The following is a 26,984-nucleotide window of genomic DNA, read 5'->3' on the forward strand; positions in this document are numbered from 1 at the left end:
AGGCATGACCCATGTCCATTTACAACAAGCTCGATCTGACCGGCTGGAAACCTCAGCCTCTGACCTCCCAGCAAGTGCGTTACGCCACGTGGATCGCGTTCTTCGCATGGGTTTTTGCGGTGTATGACTTCATCCTGTTCGGAACGCTGTTGCCGGAGATCGGCCGTCATTTCAACTGGGGCGAAGCGGAGCAGGCCGAGATCGCTACATGGGCGGCAGTGGGCACGGCAGTCATCGCGTTGGCCATCGGGCCATTGGTGGATCGACTCGGTCGGCGCATGGGCATCATTTTCACGGTGACCGGTTCGGCGATCTGCTCGGCCCTGACCGCCATCGGTGGTTCGTGGGGCAAGTCGCCGTTGATTCTGATTCGCTCCCTGAGCGGGCTGGGTTATGCCGAGGAAACGGTCAACGCGACCTACCTCAGTGAAATCTACGCTGCCTCGGAAGACCCGAAGCTGGCCAAGCGTCGCGGCTTCATTTACAGCCTGGTGCAGGGCGGCTGGCCGGTGGGCGCGTTGATCGCTGCGGGCCTGACTGCCGTGTTACTGCCCATCATCGGCTGGCAGGGCTGCTTCATCTTTGCCGCAATTCCGGCCATCGTCATTGCCATCATGGCGCGCAAACTTAAGGAAAGCCCGCAGTTCCAGATTCACCAGCGCATCACTCAACTGCGCAAGGCCGGCGACGTCGGTCAGGCACAGGCGGTGGCGCAAACCTACGGCGTGGATTATGAAGAGCACCGCACTGCAGGCCTTGCGGCAGCGTTTCGCGGCACCTCACGCCGGGCGACGCTGGTGATCGGCGCTGCGATTCTGCTCAACTGGGCAGCGATTCAAGTGTTCAGCGTGCTGGGTACATCGGTCATCGTCAGCGTGCACCACATCTCCTTCGAGAACTCGCTGATCATCCTGGTGCTGTCGAACCTGGTGGGCTATTGCGGTTACCTCAGCCATGGCTGGATGGGCGACAAGATCGGCCGCCGCAACGTCATCGGCCTGGGTTGGATGCTGGGCGGCCTGTCGTTCGCCGGCATGCTTTACGGGCCGAGCAACATGCCGATGGTGGTCGGGCTGTACAGCCTGGGCCTTTTCTTCCTGATCGGCCCTTACTCGGCGGCCTTGTTTTTCATCAGCGAAAGTTTCCCGACCAGCATCCGAGCCACCGGAGGCGCAATCATTCATGCGATGGGCCCCATTGGCGCAGTGGTCGCAGGTTTCGGCGCGACCTCGGTGCTCAGTGCAGGCGGTGACTGGCAGACCTCCGCGCTGTATTTCGGAGCGGTGCCGTGCTTTCTCTCCGGCGCACTGATGTTCGCCGCTCGCCACGTGCGTCCGGAAACCGTGAAATAAGGAACGAGACATGACTCGCAAAGTAGCGTTGATCACCGGTGCCGCCAGCGGCATCGGCCAGGCATTGGCCGTAGCATTCGCCAGAAGCGGTGTGGCGGTGGTGGGTGGATTCTTCCCCGCCGACCCCCACGACCCGCAGATCACCCGCCGGCTGGTGCAGGAGGCGGGTGGCGAATGCCTGATGGCGCCGCTGGACGTGACTGATACCACCTCTGTGGATGCGTTGGCCGAGTGTGCGGTCAGCGCGTTTGGCCGCATCGATTACGCGGTCGCCAATGCAGGTTTGTTGCGCCGCGCTCCATTGCTGGAAATGACCGACGAGCGCTGGAACGAAATGCTTGATGTCGATCTCACTGGCGTCATGCGCACCTTCCGGGCCGCGGCCCGACACATGGGCGAAGGCGGTTCGATGGTGGCGATTTCATCGATTGCCGGCGGCGTGTATGGCTGGCAGGACCATGCCCATTACGCTGCCGCCAAGGCTGGCGTGCCGGGCCTGTGTCGCTCGCTGGCCGTCGAACTGGCGCCCCGTGGCATTCGTTGCAACGCCGTCATTCCGGGGCTGATCGAGACGCCGCAGTCCCTTGACAGCAAAAACTCGCTGGGCCCCGAAGGCTTGGCCAGAGCGGCACGTGCCATCCCGCTGGGACGCGTCGGGCGGGCGGACGAGGTGGCCTCGCTGGTGCGCTTCTTGTGCAGCGATGAGTCCAGCTACCTGACGGGCCAGAGCATCGTCATCGATGGCGGCCTGACGGTGCGCTGGCCAGAGTGAGCGGGCGCATCCGCAGGGCGATCACGAATTGAGGACAATCCTATGCAACTGAACAACAAACGCGCCGTGATCACCGGTGCCGGCAGCGGAATCGGGGCCGCCATTGCGTTTGCCTACGCCGAACAGGGCGCGAGGCTGGTGCTGGGCGATCGCGACGCCGTCACCCTGGCGCACACCGCGCAACGCTGTCGCGAACTGGGCGCGCAGGTGCTTGAAAGTGTCGCCGATGTCGGCAGTGTCGAAGGTGCGCAGGCCGGTGTGGACGCCTGTTTGGCTCACTTTGGCGGCATCGATATTCTGGTCAACAACGCCGGCATGCTGACCCAGGCAAGGTGCGTCGATCTGACTCTGCAGATGTGGAACGACATGCTGCGCGTGGACCTGACCAGCGTCTTCGTTGCCAGCCAGCGCGCCTTGCCGCACATGCTTGCCCAGCGCTGGGGACGCATCATCAATATCGCCTCCCAGTTGGGTATCAAAGGCGGCGCCGAGCTGACGCATTACGCCGCTGCGAAGGCGGGCGTGATCGGTTTCACAAAGTCGCTGGCACTGGAAGTGGCCAAGGACAACGTACTGGTCAACGCTATCGCGCCGGGGCCGATCGAGACACCGCTGGTGTCGGGCATCAGCAGCAGCTGGAAGACCGCCAAAGCCGCCGAGTTGCCGCTGGGACGCTTTGGACTGGCCCAGGAAGTCGCGCCGGTGGCGGTGTTGCTGGCCAGCGAGCCGGGCGGCAACCTGTTCGTCGGTCAGACGCTGGGTCCCAATTCCGGCGACGTCATGCCTTGATACCTCGGAGTGAATGAGCATGTGTGGATTGTGCGGGCTGCTGGGCGAGGATGTGCACTGGAGCGATCCACTGGGCGACGGTTTGCCGCGCCGCCGTGAGCGACTGAGCCGCATCGTTGCGATCAACAAGGTGTTGGCGCCATTTCGACTCAAGGTCGAGGACTTTCAGGGCGTCTCTTACCTGCTGCTCGGCGCGACGGGCAAACAGGAATTGGCGACCGGCCTGGATCAACTCTGGCAGCGCGCCGAGTCGCTGATCGGACGTGCTCTGGATCCGCTGGATCCGGCGCTGCTCAATCAACTGGAGTGCGGATCATGAGTATCGCGCTGAATGTGATCACCGGCTTTCTCGGCAGCGGCAAAACCACCTTGCTCAAACGCTTGCTCAGCGACGAGAACATGGGCGACACCGCGTTGCTGATCAATGAGTTCGGTGATGTCGGTATCGATCACCTACTGGTGGAAGAGGTCGCGCCCGACACGGTGCTGCTGCCCAGTGGGTGTGTGTGCTGTTCGATTCGCGGCGAACTCAGAGATGCCTTGTCGGGATTGCTGGAGCGAAGGGGAAGGGGCGAAATCCCGGCGTTCCGGCGGGTGATTCTGGAAACCACCGGCCTGGCCGACCCGGCACCGATTCTGGCCACGCTGAACAACGACCCTCATCTTCGCGGGCGTTTTCATATCGGTCTCGTGGTGACCCTGGTCGATGCCAGCCACGCCGAGATGCAGCAGCGCCTGCACCCCGAGTGGCTGGCGCAAGTGGCCGCTGCGGACCGGCTGCTGATCAGCAAGACTGACACCGTCAGTCCGGAGCAACAGCAGGTTCTGCGCGCTCGTTTGCACTCCCTCAACCCGGCGCCGGTTCTGGACACTGCTGATATTCACAGCGGCGATCAACTGCTGCTCGGCGAAGGTCTGCGCAGTGCCGAACCGGCTCACGAGGTGGCTCGCTGGCAGTTGCATCGCGTGCAGTCGACACCGGCACGCCACGGTGACGCACAGGTTTGCTGCCTGACCTTTGAACGGCCGCTGGACTGGATCGGCTTCGGGGTGTGGCTTTCCATGCTGTTAAGATGCCACGGCGAACGAATCCTCCGCGTCAAAGGACTGCTCAACGTGAATAACAGCCAGGCCCCCATCGTTATCCATGGTGTGCAGCATTGCCTGCATGCGCCGGTTCATCTGCCCGCATGGCCGAGCGACGATCACACCTCAAGACTGGTATTCATCCTGCGCGGGCTGGACGCGGATCAACTGCGTCGCTCTTTCACCGTTTTCAGTCAGAGCCTTGCGCCCATGACCAACGGGGCGGCGGCATGAGTGTGACGCTTCGGGTGTTGGGCACCTCAGTGACACTGCTTGAATCGCTGCGGGTTCGGGCCGAGCAGGAACTGGGTATCAAGCTGGTGTATCAGGTGCACGACGTGCAGACGGCGCAGCGTATCGCGGTCATGCAGCCCAACAGTTATGACCTGTACGATCAATGGTTCCATAATGTCGACTTCGTCTGGCCAGCCCGGGCCATCCAGCCGATCGACACGCGTCGTATCGCGCTGTGGCACGAAATCAACGATCTCCCCAAACGCGGCCGGCTGTCGGTGAACGACAAGCTGGGCAGCGGCAGCGTGCCCAGCGAACGTTTGTTCGTGCAGCACGATGGCAGCCTGGGCAGTGCGGTCAGCGACCGCATCAGTATGTTGCCGCTTACCCATAATGCCGACAGCTTCGCTTATCGCCCGGAGCGTTTGCCCGAGGGGCTGAGTGCGCAGAATGAAAGTTGGGGCTGGTTGCTCGACCCGGCCTGGGGCGGGCGCATTGCCTTGCAAAGCGATGCGGCCATCGGCGCTCTGGACGCAGCGTTGGCCGTACAGGGTGCTGGTCTGGCGCAGTTCAGAGACATCGGCAATATGAGCATCGAGGAGATCGACGTGCTCGCCGATGTGCTGGTGCGCAAGCAGGAGGAGGGGATGTTTGGCGCCTTCTGGTCCGACGATGAAGAGGCCGCCGAATTGATGCTGCACCCGACCATCGACATTCAGAGCCTGTGGTCGCCGACGTTGGTGCGCCTGCACCGCGCCGGGGTCAAGTACCGAGTGGCGGTGCCGCGCGAAGGTTATCGGGGCTGGTTCGGTGGGTTGTCGCTGTCACGCCATGCCAAAGGCGCAGTGCTCGATGCGGCCTATGCGTACCTGAACTGGTGGCTGTCCGGCTGGCCCGGTGCGGTCATGGCACGCCAGGGTTATTACATCGGCAATCCGGCTCGCAGTCGTGATCACCTGAGCCCGGCTGAGTGGGATTACTGGTACGCCGGTCTGCCTGCCCGTGAGCAGCTGCTGGGCAGCGATGGTCTGCCGCTGATCGACGTGGGAGAAGTCCGCGATGGCGGCTCTTATGAACAGCGCATGGGGCACATCGCGGTGTGGAACGCGGTGATGGATGAACATAACTATCTGGTGCGCCGCTGGGGCGACATCTTGCGCGCCGGCCCTAAAGGGTCGCGCCGATAACGTCCCGGCTCCGGCTGTACGGGCACTCATGGATGGGCGGGTATGCAGCCGACCGCGATCTCCAGGCTCCGAACCTGACACACGAAACCTTCACCCACAAAAAAGGCGGTCATCTTGCGATGACCGCCTTTTGCGTTGCTGCTGACCGGATCAGTCCGGCAGTTTGAACGCCATCACGTAGTCGCCCTGCTTGGTGCCGAGCGATCCGTGACCGCCTGCAACGACCAGCACGTATTGCTTGCCGTCCTTGCCGGTGTAGGTCATCGGTGTGGTCTGGGCGCCTGCTGGCAGACGGCCTTCCCACAGTTGCTTGCCGTTACGCACGTCATAGGCACGCAGGTACTGGTCAAGCGTTGCGCTCAGGAACGATACGCCGCTGGCGGTGATGAACGTGCCGCCCAGGCTTGGAACGCCCATGGTCAGCGGCAGCGGAACAGGCGAGCTGTCACGCACGGTGCCGTTCTTGTGCATCCAGATGGTTTTGTGGGTGGTCAGGTCGACGGCCGCCACATAACCCCATGCTGGCGCCTGGCATGGCAGGCCCATCGGCGACAGCAGCGCTTCGAGGATCACGCCATACGGCGCGCCTTTGTTCGGCTGTACACCTTCGGTTTCGCTCTTGCGACCAGGGCCGCCTTCCACTTCGGCAGCCGGAACCAGCTTGGAGCGGAACGCCATGTAGCTCGGGTTGACGAAAGCGATCTGACGCACCGGGTCGACCGAGATGCCGCCCCAGTCGAACACACCGAAGTTACCCGGGTAGACGATCGAGCCTTGCAGCGACGGCGGCGTGAACGGGCCTTCATAACGCAGCGACTTGAAGTCGATCCGGCACAGCATCTGATCGAACGGGGTGACACCCCACATGTCGCGTTCCTTGAGCGGAGGCGGCATGAAGTTCAGGTCGGATTTAGGCTGAGTCGGCGAAGTGTGGTCGCCTGCGACAGCGCCGCCGGGAACCGGCACTTCGTTGATCGGAACGATCGGCTGGCCGTTGCTGCGATCCAGCACATAGATGCTGCCTTGCTTGGTGGACGCCAGCACGGCCGGCTTCACGCCGTCAGCGGTTTTCATGTCCATCAGGGTTGGCTGACCGCCCACGTCCATGTCCCAGAGGTCATGGTGAGTGAACTGGAAGTTCCACTTCACGTGGCCGGTCGCGATGTCCAGCGCGACCAGGCCGGCGCTGAATTTCTCGGACTCAGGCGTACGGTTGCCGCCCCACTGGTCAGGCATCTGGTTGCCCATCGGCAGGTAGAGCATGCCCAGCTTCTCGTCGACGCTGAACATCGACCACATGTTGGGCGAGTTGCGCGTGTAGGTCTTGCCTGGCGCAAGCGGCGTGGTGTCATCAGGGTTGCCGCTGTCCCAGTTCCAGACCAGACGACCGGTGTGGACGTCGAATGCACGGATCACGCCCGACGGTTCGTCGGTGGAGACGTTGTCAGTGACGTGACCACCGATGACCACCAGATCCTTGGTCACGGCAGGTGGCGAGGTGGAGTAGTAACCGCCTGGCGCGTACGTACCGATGTTGGCGCTCAGGTCGATCGAACCGTTGGTGCCGAAGTCTTCGCAGACCTTGCCGGTGTCAGCGTTCAGTGCGATCAGACGAGTGTCTGCGGTCGGCAGGAACAGGCGACGCGGGCAGGCATTACCGGTGGTGGCAACGGCCGCCGTGGCCGGGCTTTGCGCCGGAGCGGCGGCGTCGGTCGGAGCGGCGGCAGCATAAGCGGCGTCATCGTGATACGACACGCCACGGCAGGTCATGTGGGCCCAGCCTTTGAAGTTGGCCGCCTTGCCGCTGCTGATTTTCGGATCGAAGCGCCAGATTTCCTTGCCGGTGTCCGGATCCAGGGCAATCACCTGGCTGTGCGGAGTACAGACGTAGAGCATGCCGTTGACCTTCAGCGGCGTGTTCTCGGCAGTGGTTTCACCTGGATCGTTCGGACCCGGAATGTCGCCGGTGCGGTAGGTCCAGGCAGGGACCAGCTTGCTGACGTTGTCCGGGGTGATCTGCGCCAGCGGCGAGTAGCGATCGCCGAACGCCGTGCGGCCGTACGACTGCCAGTCGCCTTCAGGCATGGCAGGCGCGGCACTGGAGGTGCCTGCGGTTTCACGGTCCAGTTGGCCTTTGATTTCGCCGGGGTTGGTGAACTGGCTCGCCAGAGCAGCCAGGCCAGCCAGCACGACTGCCACGCTCAGTGCGCCAGTGCCCATGCCGCCTGCCTGGCCACGTAGCACAGGGCGGCGGAACCACGGCAGCAACATGACGATGCCGAGGGCGAACAGCAGGGCCAGACGCGGCACCAGTTGCCACCAATCCAGGCCGACCTCCCACAAGGCCCACACGGTGCTGGCAAACAGCACCAGTGCATACAGACCGAGTGCGGCGCGACGCGCCATGATCAGCAAGACGCCAGTGACAATGAAGCCAATACCGGCCAGCAGGTAGTACAACGACCCGCCCAGCGTCAGCAGTTTGATACCCCCGGCCAGCAAGGCCAGGCCCATGATCAGAATCACCAGTCCGAGCAAGCTCGGAAGCAGGCGACCCTTACCGAAAGCACCTTCAGTGCTCATAGTGTCGTACTCCGTAACGATTAAGTGGTTGACGCTTTGTTCTTTTCAATTTTTTCGGCTCGAGCCCTTTGAATCCGTCTTATTGAAGCTAGTTCCTGAAACGGGATTCAGAAAGGTTAATTAAGCCGATCAGAACGAGGATTGAATTTTCAGTCCGGCAACCAGCGCATCATCGACCTGATTCACGCCGCCCGGATGACGGATGAATTGCAGGTTGGGACGCACGGTCAGCCAGTTGGTAACGTGCACGCCGTAATACACCTCGGCGTTGTATTCGGTGTCCTGCACAGGCAGGAAGGCCGGGTCGTCGTAGTCCGACACGCCTGCGGCCTGATTGCTCAGATTGATGTTCTTGCGATACGCCGGATTGACGTGAATGCGACTGATGCCAACCCCGATGTCATCTTCGGGCCGCGCGTCGAACGGACCTTTGTACGTGGCCCCGAGGGCGACAAAGTTGTCGATCATGTTGGTCTTTTTGTCATGCAGCGTGCCGTTGGCGAACAGGCTCAGGCCGCGGCTGTTATCACTGGCCTCGCGGGTGACTTGCTGGCGCAGGGTCAGCCACATGCCGTGTTTGCTCGACGACGACGCGTAGTCATCGCCGCTGCGGGCTGCGTAACCGCCGTTGCTGTCCTTGACCACATCTGTGCTGCTGGCGGTGCTGTAGTAGTAGCCCAGGCGATATTCACCCGGCAGTCCGTTGACTTTCGGCGACCACACGACTTCCACAGGCAGTACCGCGCCCTTGGTGCCGCTGCCGCTGAGCTTGAACGCGTTGTCGTTTTCCAGATTCGAAGGGTTCTGCTCGAAGGCGCCGATCTGTACGAACAGTTCCGGATTCAGCTCGTACTTGACGCGCATCGCCCACTGGCTGATCGGCCAGTTGTACCAGATGCCGCCGCCCCAGTTGCCCACTTGCGAACCGCACAGCGCCAGGTTCTGGAAGTCGCACGGGAAGGTGTTGAAGTCTTCGCCCGGGTTGAAGCGGCCGACCTTGACGCTGAGCGAGCGGTCGAAGAATTTCTGCTGATACCACATGTCCGTCAGGCGCGTGACGTTGCCACGGCCCCAGACTTCCTGCGAGGAAGAAATCGTGCCCACGCGCGGATCGCCGACACGGTCGTTGCTGATGTTGTCGCCGTTGCGGTTGGTCAGCGTCAGCTGGAATTCGGCGTCCTGCCAGCCAAGGATCTTCTGCAGATCCATGTGCGCGCCGAGGGCGAACTGATCGCTGTAGCGGGTGGCCTTGTCGTGGTCGTAACCGCCATGCAGGTTGGAGCCCACCTCCACGACCGAATCGAGCTTGAAGTCGTACCCTTCCTGCGACAACTCACTGCGTTTGCCGCCCCAGTCTCCCAGCATCCACGGCGATTGGCTGTCGAAGGCGGGCGCAGCGTGAGCGCTTGTCGCCAGGCTCAAGACGGCCAGTCCCAGCGCATGGCGATGACGAAGCGGACGAATGCATATGCAGCGTTTGGAGTGAGAAGGCATAGGGCGATGAGTTCTTTTCAGTGATCTGGAGACGGCACAGGCGCGAGCTGCGTCGATAAGCCGCGTGTCAAAACTTGACAGACAAAAAAATTAATCGTTTCAGCTTGCAACGCGGCGCGATGATAGGGGGCTAACGATTTTAAAAAAAGAGGTTTTTGCGACAAGAATAGTTACAGGTTGCGCAACAGTCGTGAAAGACGGGACAGCGCTGTCCCTTATGATTCGTCTGTTTCGAGAGGATGAGACGATTGAAGCAGGAAGTTAAGACCGTTGCGCAGGATGTACAGATAAGGCGGCAACGCTGCGTGGTTGTGCATGTACAGGAACCAGAGGGCTGGCCCCTGCACACTGCGTACGAATGACTGACCGGATGGGCGAATCAGATCAGAAGGTGGTCCTCAGCCCGACCTCGATACTGCGACCTTGCGCCGGAGCGATGTCGCGCAGAATGGAGCTGGCGTAGCGCACGGTCTGGTTGGTCAGGTTCTCGCCGTTGACGAAAGCGAGCCACTGGCTGCCGCCGACGTCGAATGTGTATCCGGCACTGGCGCCCAGCGTGGTATAGCCGTCGGTGCCGGTTTCGTTGTCCGGCACTCGCCCTTGTGACGCGGCGTGCTCCACATCGATACGCGCTTGCCACTTGTCCAGCGCCCACAGCAACCCGCTGTTCAGGCGAAGTGGGGCGATGCGTGGCAGTGCTTCGCCGGTGTCGAGATTCTTCGCGCGGGTGTAATCCCCCGACAGCTCGAGGGCGAAGCTTCCGTAGCGGCTTTCGCCCAGCTTCCAGTGATCTTGCGCCTCGAAACCGGCGAACCGCGCGCGCACGCCCGAGTACCCGTACTCGGGGATGCCGTCCGGGTCTTCGACGCCCTCATCGTTGAGAGTGCGACCTGTCCCCAGCAGCCCGATGTAGTTGGAGAAGCGGCTATAGAAGACGCCGACGCTGCCTTTGTGGGTACCGTTGTCGAAGCGCAGCGCCAGATCGCTGGAGACGGCTTTTTCTTTCGACAGATCGGCATCGCCGACTTCGTACGTTCCGGTGGCGACATGAGCACCGTTGGCGTACAGCTCATAGAACGTCGGCGCACGTTCGGTGTAGCCCAGAGTGGCCGCCAGCGACCAGACCGGCGTCAACGTGTAGACCGCACCGGAAGACACGCTGCCCGCCGTGAAACTGCTTGAACTGTCGGCGCCGGAGAAGCGCTCGTTGCCCTTACCGTCCGGGTCGACGGTGGTGTGCTCCAGTCGCCCGCCCAGGCTCAGTTTCAGGCGATCGGTTGCCTGCATTTCTTCCAGAATGAACAGCGCGCCGGCATCGGTATCGGTCTGCGGCACGAACGCTTCCTCGCCCAGGGCGGAGAATTCGCTGCGCGTCACCTGCGCGCCAATCACGCCATTCAGCGGACCGATCGGCTGGTGCCGAGCTTCGACGCGGGCTTCGTAACCCTTGTTCTTGAACGTCGTGCCGATCTCGCCGTCTTCGATTTCCATGTGTTTGTATTCGGTGTAGCCGGCGTCCAGTTTCACCGAGCTGAATGGACCGCTGAGGTTACGGATCTCAGAGGCGAAAGCGTAGTGATCCTGCTTCATGCGAATCCGCACGTCCTGCTCGGCGGGCGAACCGTAGTTGGCGTCGTAGTTGCTGTAGGAGAGCCCGGCATAACCGTCGTCCCACGTGTACGCCCCGCCGATTGCCCCGCCGTCCTGGCGCCCGTCGCTGTTGCCGAGTCGATGTTTCTTGTCGTCGCCATCCGGATCGCGTGCGCGTTGATCGGCGGTCCGGGCATACCCCGGAATCTTCAGATCGTTGAACTCGCGAGCGTTCGCGTCCAGATGCAGGGCGAACGTGCCGTTGCCCGCCTCGAGCTTGCCTGCGCTGCTGCGCGTGGTGTCGGCGCCGCCGTAGCGCAGTTCGCCTGCGCCATGAATGCCTTCGATGGCCTCGGTGGGGATGCGGTTATCGAACGTGTTGACCACGCCACCGATGGCGCTGCCGCCATAAAGAAGCGCGGCCGGGCCGCGGACGATTTCGATACGGTCGACGTTGACCGGGTCCAGCGGAACCGCGTGATCGTAGGACAGCGATGAAGCGTCCAGCGCGCCGACGCCGTTGCGCAGCAGACGGATGCGGTCACCGTCCAGGCCGCGAATGATCGGTCGGCTTGCGCCAGGTCCGAAGTACGACGAGGACACACCTGGCTGCTTGTTCAACGTCTCGCCCAGACTGCCTTTTTGCTGCAGCGTCAGTTCGTCGCCCGTCAGTACAGTGCTGGGCGACGCCAATTGATCGCTGCCAAGCGGATTGGCGGTGATGGTTTGTTGCTCCAGTTCTATGGCGTTCGCCGGTGACGCCAGCAGCAGCGCGGTGGCCAGCGGAGTCAGGTGCCAGAGCGGAAAAATGGATGGGCGGGACATGCAGCGTTTCCTTGTCAGGGAGTGATTCGAAAATGATCGGGCTGTTAGTGTTATAACATAACAATAAAATTGCAATCATTTTGGAATCGGACGACGATTACAGCGCTCGTTGGCTGGCGCCGGCGGCCCTTTCGCAGGCCTGTGAGGACAAGGCCGCTCCTGCGCGACAGCTGTCTCTTCACACCTGCCGGTTGCTCCGTTAAGGTGCGCACCTCGCGACCCTGTCACTCATCGAATGCAAAAGGCCCGGCATGACCACACCCCACAACAACCCGCTGCATGGCGTGACGCTGGAGCAGATCCTCAATGCGCTGGTCGAGCACTACGAATGGTCTGGCCTTGCCGAGCGCATCGATATTCGTTGCTTCAAGAGCGATCCGAGCATCAAGTCGAGCCTGACGTTCCTGCGCAAGACACCTTGGGCGCGGGAAAAGGTCGAAGCCCTTTACGTGAAACTGGCCCGCACCAAACGCGGCTGATTCACTCCGCTTCGATCGCACAGGAATGACGCTGGATGGAAAGCCAAACGCTGCACCTGGCGCGGGGACAGCGCCGCTATGCCACCGCCGCTGCGCTACTGGGCTGGTTTGCGCTGGCCGTGCAGCTTTATCTGATTCTGTGGGGCCGCTGGACTGACGACGCCAGTGTGATGGGCGGGCTGGTGCGCTATTTCAGTTTCTTCACGGTACTGACCAACACGCTGGTCGCCGTGGCGCTCACGTGTGCGATCACCGACCGGCACAGCGCGGGTCATCGCTTCTTCAGATCCCCCGTGGTGTGCGGCGGAATCGTCACCAGCATTCTGCTGGTCGGCGTCGCTTACAGCCTGCTGCTGCGCCATTTATGGAGCCCGCAGGGCTGGCAGTGGGTCGCTGACGAGTTGCTCCACGACGTCATGCCGCTGCTGTTTCTGGGGTATTGGTGGCTGTACGTCGCGAGGGGCGTGCTGCGTCTGAACCACGTGCTGCTGTGGATGCTCTATCCGGCGCTGTATTTTGCGTACTTACTGTTTCGCGGGGACATCTACGGCGACTACCTCTATCCGTTTCTGGACATCGGCACGCTGGGGGTGACGAGTGCATTGATCAATGCATTCGGGGTGCTGGCGGGGTTCGTCGGAATCGGGTTGTTGATCCTGCTGATCGACAGGTCCAGGCGTCGAAGGGAATAGCTGCGATCCCCTCGACGTCCCGCGGTGTCAGGGTTATTGCTCGTCCGAACCTTCGATGCGCCAGTAGCCTGCCGCTTTGACCGATGCTTCATCAAGCCCGAATTCATCGAGCAATACGCGACGAACTTTGCGCGACAGGCCTGATTCTGTCGCCACCCAGGCATACAGCGTACCTTCGGGTAAGGTCAGCTGGCGTGTCACCTCCAACAGGTCGCGCTCCCCGCGCAGCACCCAGATCACGTCCACCTGGGCCTTGCTGTTCAAGGTCTGACGCTCTGCGTCGTCTTCGATCTCGATGACGACCTGCGCGCGGCGGTTGGCGGGCAGTTCCTCCAGGCGGCGGGCGATGGCCGGCAGGGCGGTTTCATCGCCGATCAGCAGATAACTGTCGAACATGTCCGGGACAATCATCGAGCCGCGCGGGCCGGCGATGTACAGAAACTGCCCGGCTTGAGCCTGAGCGGCCCAGGTGGCGGCCGGACCTTCGCCGTGCAGGACGAAATCGATGTCCAGCTCGCCCGATGCCGCGTCATAGCGGCGTGGCGTGTAGTCCCGCATCGCAGGCTTTGGCCCTTCGCTGTTCTGCCCAGGCATGAAGCTGTCCAGCGCCGCTTGTTCCTGCGGCGTGGTCGCGAATAGCAGTTTGACGTGGTCGTCGGTGCCCAGGCTGATGAAGCCGGCCAGCTCCGGTCCGTGCAACGTGACGCGGCGCATTCGCGGCGTGATGTCCGTGACGCGCAACACCTGAAGCTTGCGGCGCTTGATCTCGTGGCTGACTCGATGGATCGACTGCTGTGAATTCATACGGACGTCTCCGACGGCTTGACTGGACCGTCGACGACGGCTTTGGCGGTTTCGTTCAACAGGTCGCGAACGCGGATGATTTCTTCCGGGCTCCAGCGACCGTGATGCATCTGCAGGGCGTGACGCAGGTTATGCACAGCCTCGTGGATTTCCGGCGGACGGTCGTGTCCCCGCAGCGAGCGCTTACTGACATCGATGCGCATCTTCACGCCGTCCAGCGCGACGGCCTGTTCTGCAAGGAATTGCTGCCCGGTCGCGGTGATCTGGTAACGCTTCTTGCCTGCCTCGGCGTCGCCGAGGATCAGCTCGCTTTCTTCCAGGAAGGTCAGCGTCGGGTAGATCACGCCGGGGCTCGGGCTATAGGCGCCGTCGAACATGCCCTCGATCTGCCGGATCAGATCGTAGCCGTGGCAAGGCTGGTCGGAAATCAAGGCGAGCAGCAGCAGCTTCAGGTCGCCGGGCGCAAAAACACGCGGCCCGCGTCCGCCGCGTTCGCGGCCGGTCCGTTTCTCGAAACCGTCGCGGCTGTCGCCATGTTCGCCGAAATGCGGCCGGTGATGGTGGGGGTGATCGTGTGAGTGGTCTCTCATCGCTTTTCATCTCTCGTTACAGTTAGATATACCTTAAGATATATCTTAATGCTTCCGCAAGAGACGTTAAGACGAACGGTTCTCGTTTGGCGGTCAGTAGATGCTCGCCACCTGCGTCGCCGCAGGCGCTTTGCACTGGCTGTACGTGCCCGGTTCCAGATACAGATTCAGGATCGGCGCCATGCCTTTGAGCACCTGAACGGGCAAAGCGGAAGTGAACTTGAAACTCTCGGCCGCACGACCGGGCACGTAAGCGGTGAGCGTGCCGAAATGGTTATCGCCGATGAAGAACACGAAGGTGGCGGTCCGGTTGATCGCCTTGGACGCCAGAATGCGCCCGCCGGAGCCAATGCTTTCGATGCGGTTGTCGCCTGTCCCGGTCTTGCCGCCCATCGCCAGGGTCGTCCCGTCCTGCAGCTTGAAGCTTCCGGAGACGCGCCTTGCCGTACCCGCGTCGACCACCTGGGACAACGCCTCGCGCATGGCGGCCGCCACTTGGGAAGACAGCACGCGCTTGCCCAGTTCCGGGTTGTTGTTCAGCTGCGTTTCGTAAGGCGTTCCGGCGGCGAAATGCAGGCTGTCGATACGCAGAACGGGCAAGCGCACGCCGTCGTTCTGAATGATCCCGATCAGCTCGGCCAACGCGGCAGGGCGATCGCCGGAGCTGCCTATCGCCGTCGCAAGCGAGGGCACCAGATGATCGAATGGATAGCCCAGACGCTGCCAGCGCTGGTGGATATCCAGAAAGGCTTCGATCTCCAGCATCGTCCGGATGCGACTGTCCCGAGCGCTCTTGTGCCGACTCTTGAACAGCCAGCTGTACACCTCCTGACGCTCGAAACGACTGGCGGCGACGGCGTCCTTGAACTTGGCATCAGGGTTTTGCAGCAGGTAGCCGACCAGCCACAGTTCCAGCGGGTGAACGCGGGCGATGTAGCCTTGATCCGGCAGATCAAACTTGCCCGGGCCGTAGGCGTAATACAGCTCGTCCAGACGCTTCTCGGTCAGCCCAGGCCTGGTTTTGTCCGCCACGGCATGGGCCCGTACAAATGCGTTGAAAGCACTCTGGCTGGCTTCGGGCAGCAGATAGCGATGCACGGCGGCGAGCCGGCTGGCAGAGGGATGAACGCTGTCGAGAAACGTATCGAGCCGGTCCTGCGTCGACTTGTTCTTGTAGCGTTTCCAGAACCGCAGCAGGAACGATGTGCCCTCGCGATCGGCGAATTCCGCCAGGTACTCCTGACGTCGCGGATCGCTGTCGTCCTTGAGCAACACGGCACTGTTGTTCGGTCCCTGATACGTGGTGTAGCGCACCAGGTCACGCATCAGCCGAATGAACGGCAGGTTGATCGACTCACGCAACGCCTCGCGCAGCGTAGGATTGCGCGCGTTGTCTTCCCGCCGGAAGTTGTTGAAGTGGTGCATGCCGCCGCCAGTGAAAAAGCTTTCGCCTGGGCTTGCGGAATACTTGCGGTCCAGTGCTGCGGCCAGCATCTTCGACAGGTCGCGGTCCTTGTTCTGCATCAAGTAGTCCAGCGCCCACCGGCTCAGCCGGTCAGGATCCTCGACCGGGACTTTCTTGAGTTCGGCATTGCTCATGCCCGCGTACTTGTCGTGGAGTTCGGCGATGACCTGCAGGTAAGTGGTCAACACCCGCATTTTCGCGGTCGAGCCCAACTCCAGCTTGCTCCCCTCGTTGATGTCGAACGGCTGATCGGTGCTGTCGGTCTGCACGCGCACACGCGAGCCGTCGATGTCCCGTTCGAACAGCGTAAAGCTGTAGCGCACCGCCTGGGTGCTGGTGGGCGTGAGCAAGTGCTCACCGATCAGGCCCAGCTTGCCTGCGAATTCAGGATTCGCCAGGTCCCGCAAGTACTGGCCGACACTGATTTGCAGATCGTTTTGCAAGGTGCTGGTTGCGGACAGGTCCAGACGATCAAGATCGTAGAGCGGGCGATCCAGCATGTTCGACAGGCGATTGCGCGCGACCGTTATCCCCTTGTTGGTTTCGATAGGCTGCACGGTAGGCTGCTGCACCCAGTCGCGATAGGTCACGGTCGCCGCGAGCGCAGCGTCGGCCAGCGGCGGGTCGATGACTTTGTTCTGCGCCAGCAGACGAATGTGGCTGTCGGTCAGGTCCGCCAGTTCCTTTCGGCCTTTTGCCAGAAAGTGCGAAGGCCGCCGTTGCGCGATCACCAGTGACAGCACTTCGCGCAGCGCAAGCCCCTGTGCGGCGAGGGTCTTCGCATCGTTGCCCGCTGCCATGAGCAACTGGTTGGTGCGGTCGAAGTCTGCGCCGTACCAGACCCGCAGCCCCTCAGCCATGCCGTGGACCTCTCCGTGGCCCGGCACAGCAGAAAGCGGCACGCTGTTGAGGTAGTCACGCACGACACGCTCCCGGGCTTCAAGGGTTTGCGGCCCTGGTTGATAGGCCCGCACGCTGGCGGACACCATCTGACGGATCTTCTCGCTGCCGGATTGCGTCAAGCCATCAGGCGAATGACGGTATTTCTCAAGTTGCGTGGCAAGCGTGCTGCCACCCGCCGATTGCCCGGGCAAGCCAACTGCCTTGGCGACCTGAGACACGGCGGCTTTGAGGAACCGGGGCCAGTCGACGGCCGGGTTGGCCTGCGGCTGACCGGCATCGAGCAGGTCGCGGTTTTCGATGAATAACAGGCTGTTGACCAGCACCGGCGGGATTGCCGCAAAGGTCGGGTAAAGCTGCTGAGGGTAGGTGTATTGATAGAGGGCATCGCCGCGGCAGTCCGTGATCGTCAAGCCAGACTGGCTTTTCTCTTGATAAGGCACGAAGAAACCGCGGTTGGCGTAGGACAGCATACTGGGGGAGAACCGCGCCTGCGCGCTGATCAGGTAATCGCGCTTGAGCAGACGTGGCAGAAACTCCCCAAGCGCCGAATAACCCAACCGCTTATCGAACGGGCCGTCGCCTGGGTAGACAATCGCATCGCTTGCGCCCGGTTCCACGGTGTAGCTGAGGTCCCTGGCAAAATCACTGAACTCGCGGGCCTGCAGTCTGGAACTGCGCACCTCCGAGGCAACAGCAAACCCCAGAGCTACCATCGCCATCAGCAACACAACCCAGACGACCCGCCAGACATACTGCCTCTGTCTCGGGCTCACAGGCATTGGAGATTCCCCCTGACTGTCAGCCGTAACCGCAGTCTTCTTCGTATCGGAATGCCAGAAAGCGCCCATATCGTTGGCCCGGTTAAACCTGTTAATCGCACCTGACTACAAGCTTAGACGCTGGGTGGGGAGGGTGAGGGATTTGTGAATTTCCCTCGGGGGCGCAGCAGGCGGGGGCGACCGGCTGTGGTTTCGAGCTCGACGTCAGATTTTCACTTCCTGGGCTGCAGTGATGGGTAGAAGTATCCTGTTTCTATATTATTTCGATTATTACCTGAGTAAGACGACGTCACGACGTCCAGTCAGGCCTTGTTGCGGATTCGGTCGGCATTCCTCTTCGGGACGCTGACCCGAAGAGTGATATCCATTATTTCCTCGCTGATTTACCCGTACCTTCTTCGCATAACGGCCGCATGCGAAAAAGCTTTGCCTGATAAACCAGTAGGAAAATTCCGAGGGTTTCGTTCAGTGAGAACCCGTTCTCAGACCTGCACCACCTGCGCTCTCTTCGGGCTGCCCAGTCGCTTGTTCAATTCCAGCCAGTTGGACAGCAGCAACATCAGCCCCAGGCCCAGCAGGGCGGTGATCACGCGCATTTGCCAGATGTCACCTGCCAGCGCGTTGATGCCGTCAGCCAGGGGAGCGAGGAGCACGCCCAGGCAGAAGATCTCCAGAGAGTAGCGGCCCATGCGGCAGGTTTGCTGGGCAGGCCAGTTGTCCAGCCACGCATGTGAGGCGGGCAGCAGTTTGGCGACCACGTAGACCAGCGCGACGAAGTGCAGCAGGCGCAGTGGAGAGAGGTTAGTTTTGTCGATCGGATAGATCAGGTCGGTGAACGCTTTGGGCAGCAAGGCGTCGTGCACCTCCGGGAATTTCCAGAGCAGCGCGATGTTTGCCGCGATCAACAGGTAAAGCGCGGCGCCCATAAACAGCGGCTGTTGCCACAACGGGCGCTCGCCAGAACGAACGGTCATCGGTTTTTGTGTGTGCATGGCGAAGGCGCCGCCGAGCACGAAGATCAATTGCCAGGCGACCGGGTTGAAGTACCAGTAACCGCCGCCTTCATAGGCGCGCAGGTTCCAGCCGAACAGCGGCACCATCATGTACAGCGAGATCGATAGGCCGACGGCGACGGCAGCGTTGCGCAGCATGATCGGCAAGATCAGCGGCAACGCTCCCATCAGCAGGATGTAAAGCGGCAACGGGTCGGTGAGGTTGGGTTTGAAGCGCAGCAGCAATTCGTCGGCCAGCGCCTGTTGCGGATTGCCGACAAAATATTCGAGGCCCATCTCGCGCACCATGTCGCGGGTTTCGACGTGGTTGTTGGCAACGAATACGATGCCCATCAGCAGGGTCAGCAGGAAGATATGCGCCACATAAAGCACCCACGTGCGTCGCAGGATGCGCAGGCAGGCAACAGCATAACCGTCGCGCTGGGCGACACGGCCATAGGCCAGAACAGCGGCATAACCGGCGAGGAAAACGAAGACTTCAGCCGCGTCGCTGAAGCCGAAGTTGCGCAGGGTCAGCTGCGCGAAAGGGTTGTCCGGTACGTGATCCCAAAAAATGAAGATCAGCGCCAAACCTCGAAAGAAGTCGATTCGATGGTCGCGTCCGTTCGTCATGACGGTGGAGCTCTTGCAATGTGTTTAAAGAAGATAGGCTAATGGAGGCCTTGGTTCCGCAGCGACAGCCAGGGCTGATCGGCGGCGCGAAGGGTGGGGCTTTTAGGGGGTAAAGGCAAAGGTTGAATATTACAGGATGTCTCAACCGGCCGCTCTGGAACAGGGCTGGAGCAGCCCTGCGCAGCTGCGCCAACAGCGTGTTCAACACGCTGCTGGCAATAGCGACTTCCATTCAGTGGCGAAGGCGAATCGATCAATCGATATCATTGGGCTCGAAGCTGTCGGCCCGCGCCATGCGCCACATGCGTGAGTAAAAGCTGTCATCGACCACGCCATTGAGCAACTGCCCAGGCTGCAAGAAGACGTGTGACTGAGAGAACAGTTTGACCTCAGTGGCGGACATGCGGCGCACCAGATGCTTGCCTTCCAGTTGCGATGGCGAGTCCAGACCGGCCGCGGCGAGCATTTCGGCCAACGCGTGAAGCGTGTTGCGGTGGAAGTTGAACACCCGCTGGGCTTTGTCCGGAACCACCAGCGCGCGCTGGCGCAGCGGATCCTGAGTGGCGACGCCGGTCGGGCATTTGTTGGTGTGGCAGCTTTGCGACTGGATGCAGCCGATGGCGAACATGAACCCGCGCGCCGAGTTGGCCCAGTCAGCGCCGATGGACAGCACGCTGGCGATGTCGAACGCGCTGACGATTTTGCCGCTGGCGCCCAGCTTGATCTTGTCGCGCAGGTTCAGGCCCACCAGCGTGTTGTGCACGAACAACAGGCCCTCGCGCATCGGCACGCCCATGTGGTCGGTGAATTCCACGGGTGCGGCTCCGGTGCCACCTTCGGTGCCATCGATGACGATGAAGTCCGGAAGAATCCCGGTTTCCAGCATGGCCTTGGCGATGCCCATGAATTCCCACGGGTGGCCCAGGCACAACTTGAAGCCCACCGGTTTGCCGCCGGACAGCTCACGCAATTGCGCAATGAACTGCATCAATTCGGTGGGCGTCGAAAACGCACTGTGCCGAGAGGGCGAAATGCAGTCTTCGCCCATGGGAATCCCGCGCGTCTCGGCGATTTCCTGAGTGACTTTGTGCTTGGGCAGAATGCCGCCGTGGCCCGGCTTGGCGCCTTGGCTCATCTTGATCTCGATCATCCGCACCTGAGGATCCTGCGCCTGTTTCGCAAAGCGTTCCGGATCGAAGCGGCCATCGGCGGTACGGCATCCGAAGTAGCCACTGCCCAGTTCCCAAGTCAGATCGCCACCGTTTTCACGATGGTAGGGGCTGATGCTGCCTTCGCCGGTGTCGTGGGCGAAGTTGCCCAGTTTTGCACCCTTGTTCAGCGCGCGGATTGCGTTGGCGCTCAATGAGCCGAAGCTCATGGCGGAGATGTTGAAGATCGACGCGGAATACGGCTGAGCGCATTGCGGGCCGCCCACTGTCACGCGGAACTGGTTCGGGTCGGCCAACGGCGCCGGGCGCATGGAATGGCTGATGAATTCGAAACCGGTCTGATAGACGTCGATCAAGGTGCCAAACGGTTTGTCGGCCGATTCATTTTTCGCGCGTGCATAAACCAGCGAACGTTGAGCGCGGGAGAAGGGCAGGGCGTCGCTGTCGGATTCCAGCAGGTACTGGCGGATCTCCGGTCGGATGGTCTCGACGGCGTAGCGGATGTTGCCAAGAATCGGGTAGTTGCGACGTATCGAGTGTGGCACCTGGATCAGGTCGAACAGCCCGATCAGGCTCAACACTGCCGTGGTGAGGGTGAACGGCCAAAGCCATTCGTGGTACAGAAACGGAAGGCTGAACAGGGTGAACAATACGCAGCCGACGAATACGGCGTAGCGACTTAGAAGCGACAAGCTCATAGGCGGTCCTGGTCTTTACACGGTTAAGGGAGAGAGCGCTGTGCCGCGCCTTGTTTCGGCAAGACTGTGTTTCGCTTCACGCGCTCTGCGCCTGAAGAAAAATCGAAAACAGCTCGGACTGTGATTTGATCCCGAGCTTGCTGTAGATGTGCTTTTTGTGAACCCGCACGGTTTCGGCGGAGATATCCAGTTTGCGTGCGATTTCCTTACTCGAACAACCGCTGAGCATCAGGCGGCCCACGTCCAGCTCCCTGGCGGTCAACTGTGCTCCGCGACTTTGCTGCACCGAGGCCTCCAGCTGGATACGCCAGTCGGCGCCGGGCTGCTGGGCGATGACCGGTTCGTTATCGGACGTCTTTTCCGCCAGCTCAAACGGCAGGCGTTGGCGCAGCAGCGCAATGACCCACGGTTGGATCGTTGACAGCAGGGCGATCTGCTCGGCGCTGTAACGTTGCGTCGAACCCAGCGAAAGGCAGAGCGTTCGGTCCTGATCGAGCTGGCAATTGAACTGTATTTCATCGGCGACGACATTCAGACGAAAGTATCGCTGGTAGTACTCGGTCAGTTCGAAATGCTCCGGCGCGACTTCTGCAAGCCGAAACAGACCGCTTTGTGAGCGCTCGCGACTGGCGATGTAGAAGGGGTCCAGCAGGTACAGGCCTTTGAGATAGTCCTGGAACAATTGATCGGGGCTGCCGTCCTCAGCCGGGCATTCGGCGAATACGTGGGGCCGTTGGCCAGAGCTGAATTGCAGCGACACCCAACTATCGAAGCTGACGTACTGACCCAGCAGGCGTACCAGTTGCGCCCAGAAGTTGGGGCGGTCAAGCGCTTCGATCAACTGCGCGACCGAGCGATGCCAGGCAATGTCCTGAAGTGCGATTGTCATTGATCTACCCCTAATGGGTTACTACAGCTGCGTAATACCCCGTGACACTTGCTGATGCGCATACTGCCCGCAGAGCCAATGTTCAGGCCAGCATTTTGTGCCCGATCGGCTACGTGACTCTAATAAGGAGAACCCATGAAGGTGGAATTAGCCCAACTGACGGGCCAGGACAACGCCACGGCGCACAACCTGAAAAAGGCGTTGAACGCAATTGCTGCGTGCGCCAGCGATACCGCGCTGATCGTGTTCCCGGAGACCCATCTGATGGGCTTCCCTTCCAGCGAAACCGTCGCTGACGTGTCCGAGCCCCTCGACGGTCCGACCGTGCGCGCAATTGTTCAGGCAGCCCGAGCGCGGGACGTCTCGGTCGTGATCGGCATGGCCGAGAATGACCAGGGGCGTTTCTACAACACCACGTTGCTGATCACCCCTGAAGGCGTCGCGCTGCGCTATCGCAAAACCCATTTGTGGGCCTCTGACCGAGGCGTGTTCAGCGCAGGTGATCGCTATGCAACCTGCCTCTGGAACGGCGTGCGCGTCGGCATGCTGATCTGCTATGACATCGAATTTCCCGAGTCGGCCCGCGCCTTGGCCCAGTTGGGGGCCGAGTTGATTATCGTCACCAACGGCAACATGGACCCGTACGGCCCAACGCATCGCACCGCGATCATGGCGCGCGCCCAGGAAAACCAGGCGTTCGCGCTCATGGTCAACCGCGTGGGCGAGGGCGACGGCGGCCTGGTATTCGCCGGCGGCAGTGCGTTGGTCGACCCGTTCGGCACGCTGTTGCACGAAGCAGGACGTGACGAAGAGCAGTTCAGCGTCGAACTCGATCTGGAGCAGTTGCAGGCTGCCCGTCGCGACTACCGCTATCTGGACGACCAGCGCCTGCGCCTGCCGGGCGAAGTGATCGAGCGGCCCGATGGCATCCGCGAACTGTTGATTCCGAAGCACCCATAAAAAGTCATCAGTGATCGTCGCCGGGCGCAATCCCTCGACGATCACCGCGTCACTCAATAAAAGAAACGCCTTTGTTCTGCCGAACTTTTCTCTGCCATAAAACCTATAAATTCGGAGTAGTCGCTCATGGCTCGTTTGCAACGCACCCTTTCGTTAGGGTCGGTGGTGCTGTTCGGCATCGCCTATATGACCCCCATCATCGTGCTCGGGACATTCGGAATCCTGGCGCAGTCCACCGGCGGCATGGTTCCGGCTTCGTATCTGGCGGCGCTGGTCGCCATGTTCTTCACCGCAATGAGCTACGGCCGTATGGCTTCGGCCTTTCCCGTCGCCGGTTCTGCTTACAGCTACGTGCGCAAGGCGATCAGCCCGAAGCTCGGTTTCATCGCGGGCTGGGCAGTCTTGCTGGACTACCTGTTCCTGCCGATGGCGATCTGGTTGATCGGCGCCGCATACCTGGGTTCGGCGTTTCCTTCGGTGCCGCAGCCGCTCTGGGTGCTGGCGTTCATCGTCGTCACCAGCCTGATCAATATCGTCGGCCTGAAACTGGCCAACACGGTCAATGCCTTGCTGATGATCGTGCAGTTCCTGGTGCTGGCGGCTTTCGTGGCGCTCTCTATCCATTACATCGCTGGCGACGCCAGCAAGCCGTTGTGGACGCTCATCCCTTTCCTGAATGGCGACATGCAGATGCCGTTGATCATGAGCGGTGCGGCGATTGCCTGTTATTCGTTCCTGGGCTTTGACGCTGTCAGCACGCTGACCGAAGAAACCAGAGATCCGCGGCGCACGATTCCCAAAGCCATCATGCTCATTACGCTGATCGGCGGGCTGATCTTCGTGGGTGTGTCGTACTTCGTGCAACTGGCTCACCCATCGGCGCAATTCGACAACGTCGATTCGGCCGCTTACGAAATTGCGCGCAACATCGGCGGCGATGTATTCGTGACCATTTTCATGATCGGTCTGATCGTTGGCCAGTTCGCGTCTGGGCTTTCGGCGCAGGCCAGCGGTTCGCGCCTGCTCTACGCGATGGGTCGCGACGGCGTCCTGCCGAAATCCTTCTTCGCCCGGCTGAGCGAGCGCTTCGGCACGCCGGTCAACAGCATTCTCTTGTGCGCGGTCGTCGCGTTGCTGGCGTTGAAACTGGACGTGACCACGTCGACCTCATTCATCAACTTCGGTGCGTTTCTGGCGTTCAGCCTGGTCAACCTGTCGGTGATCTTTCATTACTGGATCGCGGGGGAAAAGCGCGGCTTGCGTGAACTGTTGCTATTTCTCGTCTGCCCGTTGATCGGTCTGATTGCCGATCTCTGGCTGATGGTCAGTCTGGACAGGTTGGCGATCATCCTGGGCGTGAGCTGGCTTGCGGTGGGTTGTGTCTATCTGGCCTGGCTGACCGGCGGTTTTCGTCGCCAGCCGCCTGAAATGGACTTTCAGGAAGCGACCTGATCACAGCGAGGCGCGCCCGTTGGGTGCGCCTTTTTTTGCTGTGTGGATGTCGCCTGCGCCACTGAACCGCGGCGGTGGCCGTTGTTACTTCGGTTCGGGCATTGGTTTGCGGTTCATGGTTTCGCTGACCATTTTGCAGATGTCCTTCTTCCCGTCGTCGTTGCAGCAGCGAATCTGATGCAACATCTCTCGTTCCGATGGCGACAGCGCGATGTAATTCCACTCGCAGGCCTGGCGCATGAATGCGTCGTGACCGTTGATTGCGCGGACGTCGTCAGCGGCGTCGTTCAGCGCTTCCACCAGCGGTGTCAGCGAGTCGACAAGCTGGTCCCTTCCCAGCGGTTCTTCCGTGGACTGCACCAGACGCTCAAGATGATTCAGCGCGCTCCGTGCGTCGACCAGGCGCATGTGGCCTGGGATGGTCAGTTCATATCGGTCGATCATGTACATGGCATTACCTCCTGGTGGCGGTTCGATTCCGTTCCCGGTAATCCGGGCTGGCTTCAGCGGCGCGAACATTAGCGGCAGGGGGCATGAGAGCAAAGACTAAAGTTGTAACGGTTACAAAATGGTTCGATTGAACTTCTTTCTCGTGTTACTGTATAACGTATTACATGATTACTTACATCTGGAGAGCGCCATGAAAGCCGATATCCATCCCGACTACCGTCAGGTCCTGTTTCACGACACCGCTGCCGATGTGTACTTCCTGATCGGCTCCACCGTCGATACCGATCGCACTCAAAAGCACACGGACGGTAACACCTATCCCTACGTCGCCCTCGACGTGTCCAGCGCCTCGCACCCGATGTACACCGGGCAGCAGCGCAAGACCACCACCGAAGGCCGTATCGCAGGGTTCAACAAACGCTTCGCGACCTTTGGCTCCGGCGCGAAAAAAGCTGAATGACCGGTGCTGCGCCCGCGCTTGAAATGTCGCTTTGCGGCACGCCAGGCGCGGGTTTTTTGTCTGCGTTTCACGTCTGCATTCCGTCCAGCAGATGACCGTGGCACTGGACTAACGGCGCAAATTGCTTTTAGCTCTGCGACCTGAAATCCAGGAGCCATCCCTTTGAAAAAGTCAGTCGCCATCGTTTTCGGTGGGCAATCCTCCGAACATGAAGTGTCGTTGCAATCGGCGCGCAACGTGATCAATGCGATTGATCGCAACAACTACTACGTCACCCTCATCGGTATCGACAAGCAAGGCCACTGGCTGCGCTTCGACGAGCGTGATTACCTGCAGAATGCCTCGGATCCGGCCCATATCAAGCTCAGTGAGTCTGGCCGTCTGCTGTCTCTGATGCCCGGCGCGCAAGGGCCGCAGTTCGTTGAAGTGGAAACCGGGCTGGAAGTCCCGCGCATTGACGTCGTATTCCCGCTGATTCACGGCAGCTTCGGCGAAGACGGTTGCCTGCAGGGCATGTTGCGTCTGCTGGATATTCCCTTCGTCGGCCCCGATGTGCTGGGTTCCGCTGCGTGCATGGACAAGGATGTGACCAAGCGTTTGTTGCGCGACGCTGGGATCGCCGTGGCGCCATTTGTGGTGCTTCATCGCGGCGAATCCGTGGATTTCGTCAGCGTCTCGGCGCAGCTTGGATTGCCGCTGTTCGTCAAACCCGCGTGTCAGGGCTCGTCAGTGGGCGTGAGCAAGGTGACGGACGAGGCCAGCTATCTGCAGGCGTTGAAGCTTGCCTTCGAGTACGACAACAAGGTGTTGATCGAGCAGGGTATCGTTGGCCGTGAAGTGGAGTGCGCCGTGCTGGGCAACCACGAACCTCAGGTCAGCGTGTGCGGTGAAGTGGTCGCCAACGATGAGTTTTACGCCTACGACACCAAGTACCTGAATGATGGCCAGGCGCGCATCGCGATCCCGGCGCAATTGCCCGACGGTTTGAGCGACGAAGTCCGAGAAGTCGCGTTGCAGGCCTACCGCGTGCTCGGCTGCGCAGGTCTGTCCCGGGTCGATTTCTTCGTCACTGAAGCGCGGGAAATCATTATCAACGAAATCAACACGATCCCCGGTTTCACCTCCATCAGCATGTATCCCAAATTGTGGCAGGCGAGCGGCCTGAGCTATCCCGAGCTCATCGACAGGCTGATCGTACTGGCGCTGGAGCGGGCCGAGGAAACCCGCGCGCTGAAAACCGAGGTGGTGCTGTGAAGACGATTCGTATTGCTGCAGCGTTGCTGATCGGGCCCGACGACAGAACCCTGCTGGTGCGCAAGCGCGGTACGCAGGCGTTCATGCAGCCGGGTGGCAAAATCGACGCCGGCGAATCCGCGGTTCAGGCCTTGGCCCGTGAGTTGAACGAGGAACTGGGGCTGGTGATAGCGACCGAAGACGCCGGGTTTCTCGGCGAATTTTCCGCTGTCGCGGCCAACGAACCCGGTCACGAGGTCAATTGCCAGCTGTACCGCGTGCAGGTCGAGCAAGACGTTGTGCCAGCGGCAGAAATCGAAGAAGTCGTTTGGGTTGACGCTGGCGATGTCGGCCATCTCGAACTCGCGCCGCTGACCCGCGACGCCATCCTGCCGCTGTACCGAACGCTGCAGACAGCCTGATC

Annotated in this window: 23 protein-coding genes; 13 read left to right on the forward strand and 10 right to left on the reverse strand. The window is 61.0% G+C overall.

The features are described 5' to 3' along the window. Positions 1-11: 11 nt before the first annotated feature. From AAGQ88_RS05660 to AAGQ88_RS05685, 6 genes are read left to right on the forward strand one after another with little or no spacing between them, the layout of a single operon-like run. Positions 12-1,352 carry an MFS transporter gene (locus AAGQ88_RS05660; protein ID WP_285423230.1) on the forward strand — a complete coding sequence of 447 codons (1,341 nt, stop codon included), beginning with the start codon at positions 12-14 and terminating at the stop codon, positions 1,350-1,352. A gap of 10 nt (positions 1,353-1,362) precedes the next feature. Next, positions 1,363-2,124 (forward strand): SDR family NAD(P)-dependent oxidoreductase, encoded by a 762-nt coding sequence (locus AAGQ88_RS05665; protein ID WP_342654666.1) that lies wholly within the window; start codon positions 1,363-1,365, stop codon positions 2,122-2,124. Between the two features lie 42 nt (positions 2,125-2,166). Further along, positions 2,167-2,913, forward strand: a complete 747-nt coding sequence (locus AAGQ88_RS05670; protein ID WP_342654667.1) for an SDR family NAD(P)-dependent oxidoreductase — start codon at positions 2,167-2,169, stop codon at positions 2,911-2,913. Between the two features lie 19 nt (positions 2,914-2,932). After that, the gene (locus AAGQ88_RS05675; protein ID WP_285423233.1) at positions 2,933-3,232 is read left to right on the forward strand and encodes a hypothetical protein; all 300 of its coding nucleotides are present in this window, start codon (positions 2,933-2,935) and stop codon (positions 3,230-3,232) included. Continuing rightward, a complete protein-coding gene (locus AAGQ88_RS05680) occupies positions 3,229-4,233 on the forward strand; it encodes a GTP-binding protein (protein ID WP_342654668.1) in 1,005 nt (334 codons plus the stop codon). Before AAGQ88_RS05675 ends, AAGQ88_RS05680 begins: the two co-directional genes overlap by 4 nt. Continuing rightward, entirely contained in the window at positions 4,230-5,420 is a 1,191-nt protein-coding gene (locus AAGQ88_RS05685) for an extracellular solute-binding protein (protein ID WP_342654669.1), read from the forward strand. The genes AAGQ88_RS05680 and AAGQ88_RS05685 overlap by 4 nt, the downstream gene beginning before the upstream one ends. 150 nt (positions 5,421-5,570) lie before the next feature. Here AAGQ88_RS05685 and AAGQ88_RS05690 read toward each other — a convergent pair whose 3' ends face one another. The 3 genes from AAGQ88_RS05690 to AAGQ88_RS05700 all read right to left on the reverse strand — a co-directional run bounded on the left by AAGQ88_RS05690 (position 5,571) and on the right by AAGQ88_RS05700 (position 11,912). Next, a complete protein-coding gene (locus AAGQ88_RS05690; protein ID WP_342654670.1) occupies positions 5,571-8,003 on the reverse strand; it encodes a glucose/quinate/shikimate family membrane-bound PQQ-dependent dehydrogenase in 2,433 nt (810 codons plus the stop codon). Between the two features lie 129 nt (positions 8,004-8,132). Continuing rightward, positions 8,133-9,497 carry a carbohydrate porin gene (locus tag AAGQ88_RS05695; RefSeq protein ID WP_342654671.1) on the reverse strand — a complete coding sequence of 455 codons (1,365 nt, stop codon included), beginning with the start codon at positions 9,495-9,497 and terminating at the stop codon, positions 8,133-8,135. Positions 9,498-9,881: 384 nt separating this feature from the next. Next, complete coding sequence (locus AAGQ88_RS05700; RefSeq protein WP_342654672.1) at positions 9,882-11,912, reverse strand: TonB-dependent receptor; 2,031 nt, start codon at positions 11,910-11,912, stop codon at positions 9,882-9,884. A 251-nt stretch (positions 11,913-12,163) separates the two neighbouring features. On the opposite strand from AAGQ88_RS05700, the gene AAGQ88_RS05705 reads away from it, so the two are divergent. Together AAGQ88_RS05705 and AAGQ88_RS05710 are read left to right on the forward strand one after the other, a co-directional pair. Further along, positions 12,164-12,391 carry a VF530 family protein gene (locus AAGQ88_RS05705; RefSeq protein ID WP_062388148.1) on the forward strand — a complete coding sequence of 76 codons (228 nt, stop codon included), beginning with the start codon at positions 12,164-12,166 and terminating at the stop codon, positions 12,389-12,391. A 35-nt stretch (positions 12,392-12,426) separates the two neighbouring features. Further along, entirely contained in the window at positions 12,427-13,083 is a 657-nt protein-coding gene (locus AAGQ88_RS05710; RefSeq protein WP_342654673.1) for a Pr6Pr family membrane protein, read from the forward strand. A 33-nt stretch (positions 13,084-13,116) separates the two neighbouring features. Here the strand turns inward: AAGQ88_RS05710 and AAGQ88_RS05715 are convergent, their stop codons facing one another. The 6 genes from AAGQ88_RS05715 to AAGQ88_RS05740 all read right to left on the reverse strand — a co-directional run bounded on the left by AAGQ88_RS05715 (position 13,117) and on the right by AAGQ88_RS05740 (position 22,005). Then, positions 13,117-13,887: a siderophore-interacting protein gene (locus tag AAGQ88_RS05715; RefSeq protein ID WP_342654674.1), complete on the reverse strand. Its 771-nt coding sequence runs from the start codon at positions 13,885-13,887 to the stop codon at positions 13,117-13,119. Continuing rightward, complete coding sequence (locus AAGQ88_RS05720) at positions 13,884-14,477, reverse strand: PadR family transcriptional regulator (RefSeq protein WP_342654675.1); 594 nt, start codon at positions 14,475-14,477, stop codon at positions 13,884-13,886. Before AAGQ88_RS05720 ends, AAGQ88_RS05715 begins: the two co-directional genes overlap by 4 nt. Before the next feature lie 93 nt (positions 14,478-14,570). Further along, positions 14,571-17,693, reverse strand: coding sequence for a transglycosylase domain-containing protein (locus AAGQ88_RS05725; RefSeq protein ID WP_342654676.1), 3,123 nt, complete (start codon positions 17,691-17,693; stop codon positions 14,571-14,573). Between the two features lie 413 nt (positions 17,694-18,106). Then, positions 18,107-19,249 (reverse strand): OpgC domain-containing protein, encoded by a 1,143-nt coding sequence (locus tag AAGQ88_RS05730; RefSeq protein WP_285423242.1) that lies wholly within the window; start codon positions 19,247-19,249, stop codon positions 18,107-18,109. Positions 19,250-19,502: 253 nt separating this feature from the next. Continuing rightward, entirely contained in the window at positions 19,503-21,116 is a 1,614-nt protein-coding gene (locus AAGQ88_RS05735) for an FMN-binding glutamate synthase family protein (RefSeq protein ID WP_342654677.1), read from the reverse strand. 76 nt (positions 21,117-21,192) lie between these two features. Further along, positions 21,193-22,005, reverse strand: coding sequence for a helix-turn-helix transcriptional regulator (locus AAGQ88_RS05740; protein ID WP_342654678.1), 813 nt, complete (start codon positions 22,003-22,005; stop codon positions 21,193-21,195). Positions 22,006-22,140: 135 nt separating this feature from the next. On the opposite strand from AAGQ88_RS05740, the gene AAGQ88_RS05745 reads away from it, so the two are divergent. Both AAGQ88_RS05745 and AAGQ88_RS05750 read left to right on the forward strand, forming a co-directional pair. Next, on the forward strand, positions 22,141-22,965 hold the full coding sequence (locus tag AAGQ88_RS05745) for a carbon-nitrogen hydrolase family protein (protein ID WP_342654679.1): 825 nt from the start codon (positions 22,141-22,143) through the stop codon (positions 22,963-22,965). Positions 22,966-23,091: 126 nt separating this feature from the next. Then, the gene (locus AAGQ88_RS05750; RefSeq protein ID WP_342654680.1) at positions 23,092-24,417 is read left to right on the forward strand and encodes an APC family permease; all 1,326 of its coding nucleotides are present in this window, start codon (positions 23,092-23,094) and stop codon (positions 24,415-24,417) included. Positions 24,418-24,501: 84 nt separating this feature from the next. Here the strand turns inward: AAGQ88_RS05750 and AAGQ88_RS05755 are convergent, their stop codons facing one another. Beyond that, entirely contained in the window at positions 24,502-24,867 is a 366-nt protein-coding gene (locus AAGQ88_RS05755) for a hypothetical protein (RefSeq protein ID WP_285423247.1), read from the reverse strand. A 190-nt stretch (positions 24,868-25,057) separates the two neighbouring features. Here AAGQ88_RS05755 and AAGQ88_RS05760 point away from each other — a divergent pair, with 190 nt between their 5' ends. From AAGQ88_RS05760 to AAGQ88_RS05770, 3 genes are all read left to right on the forward strand, one after another. Next, positions 25,058-25,327, forward strand: a complete 270-nt coding sequence (locus AAGQ88_RS05760; RefSeq protein WP_093461301.1) for a type B 50S ribosomal protein L31 — start codon at positions 25,058-25,060, stop codon at positions 25,325-25,327. A 162-nt stretch (positions 25,328-25,489) separates the two neighbouring features. After that, complete coding sequence (gene ddlA / locus AAGQ88_RS05765; protein WP_342654681.1) at positions 25,490-26,581, forward strand: D-alanine--D-alanine ligase; 1,092 nt, start codon at positions 25,490-25,492, stop codon at positions 26,579-26,581. After that, entirely contained in the window at positions 26,578-26,982 is a 405-nt protein-coding gene (locus tag AAGQ88_RS05770; protein WP_342654682.1) for an NUDIX domain-containing protein, read from the forward strand. The genes ddlA and AAGQ88_RS05770 overlap by 4 nt, the downstream gene beginning before the upstream one ends. Positions 26,983-26,984 lie beyond the last annotated feature (2 nt).

This window comes from Pseudomonas sp. F3-2 (genome assembly GCF_038804275.1).
Classification (GTDB): domain Bacteria; phylum Pseudomonadota; class Gammaproteobacteria; order Pseudomonadales; family Pseudomonadaceae; genus Aquipseudomonas.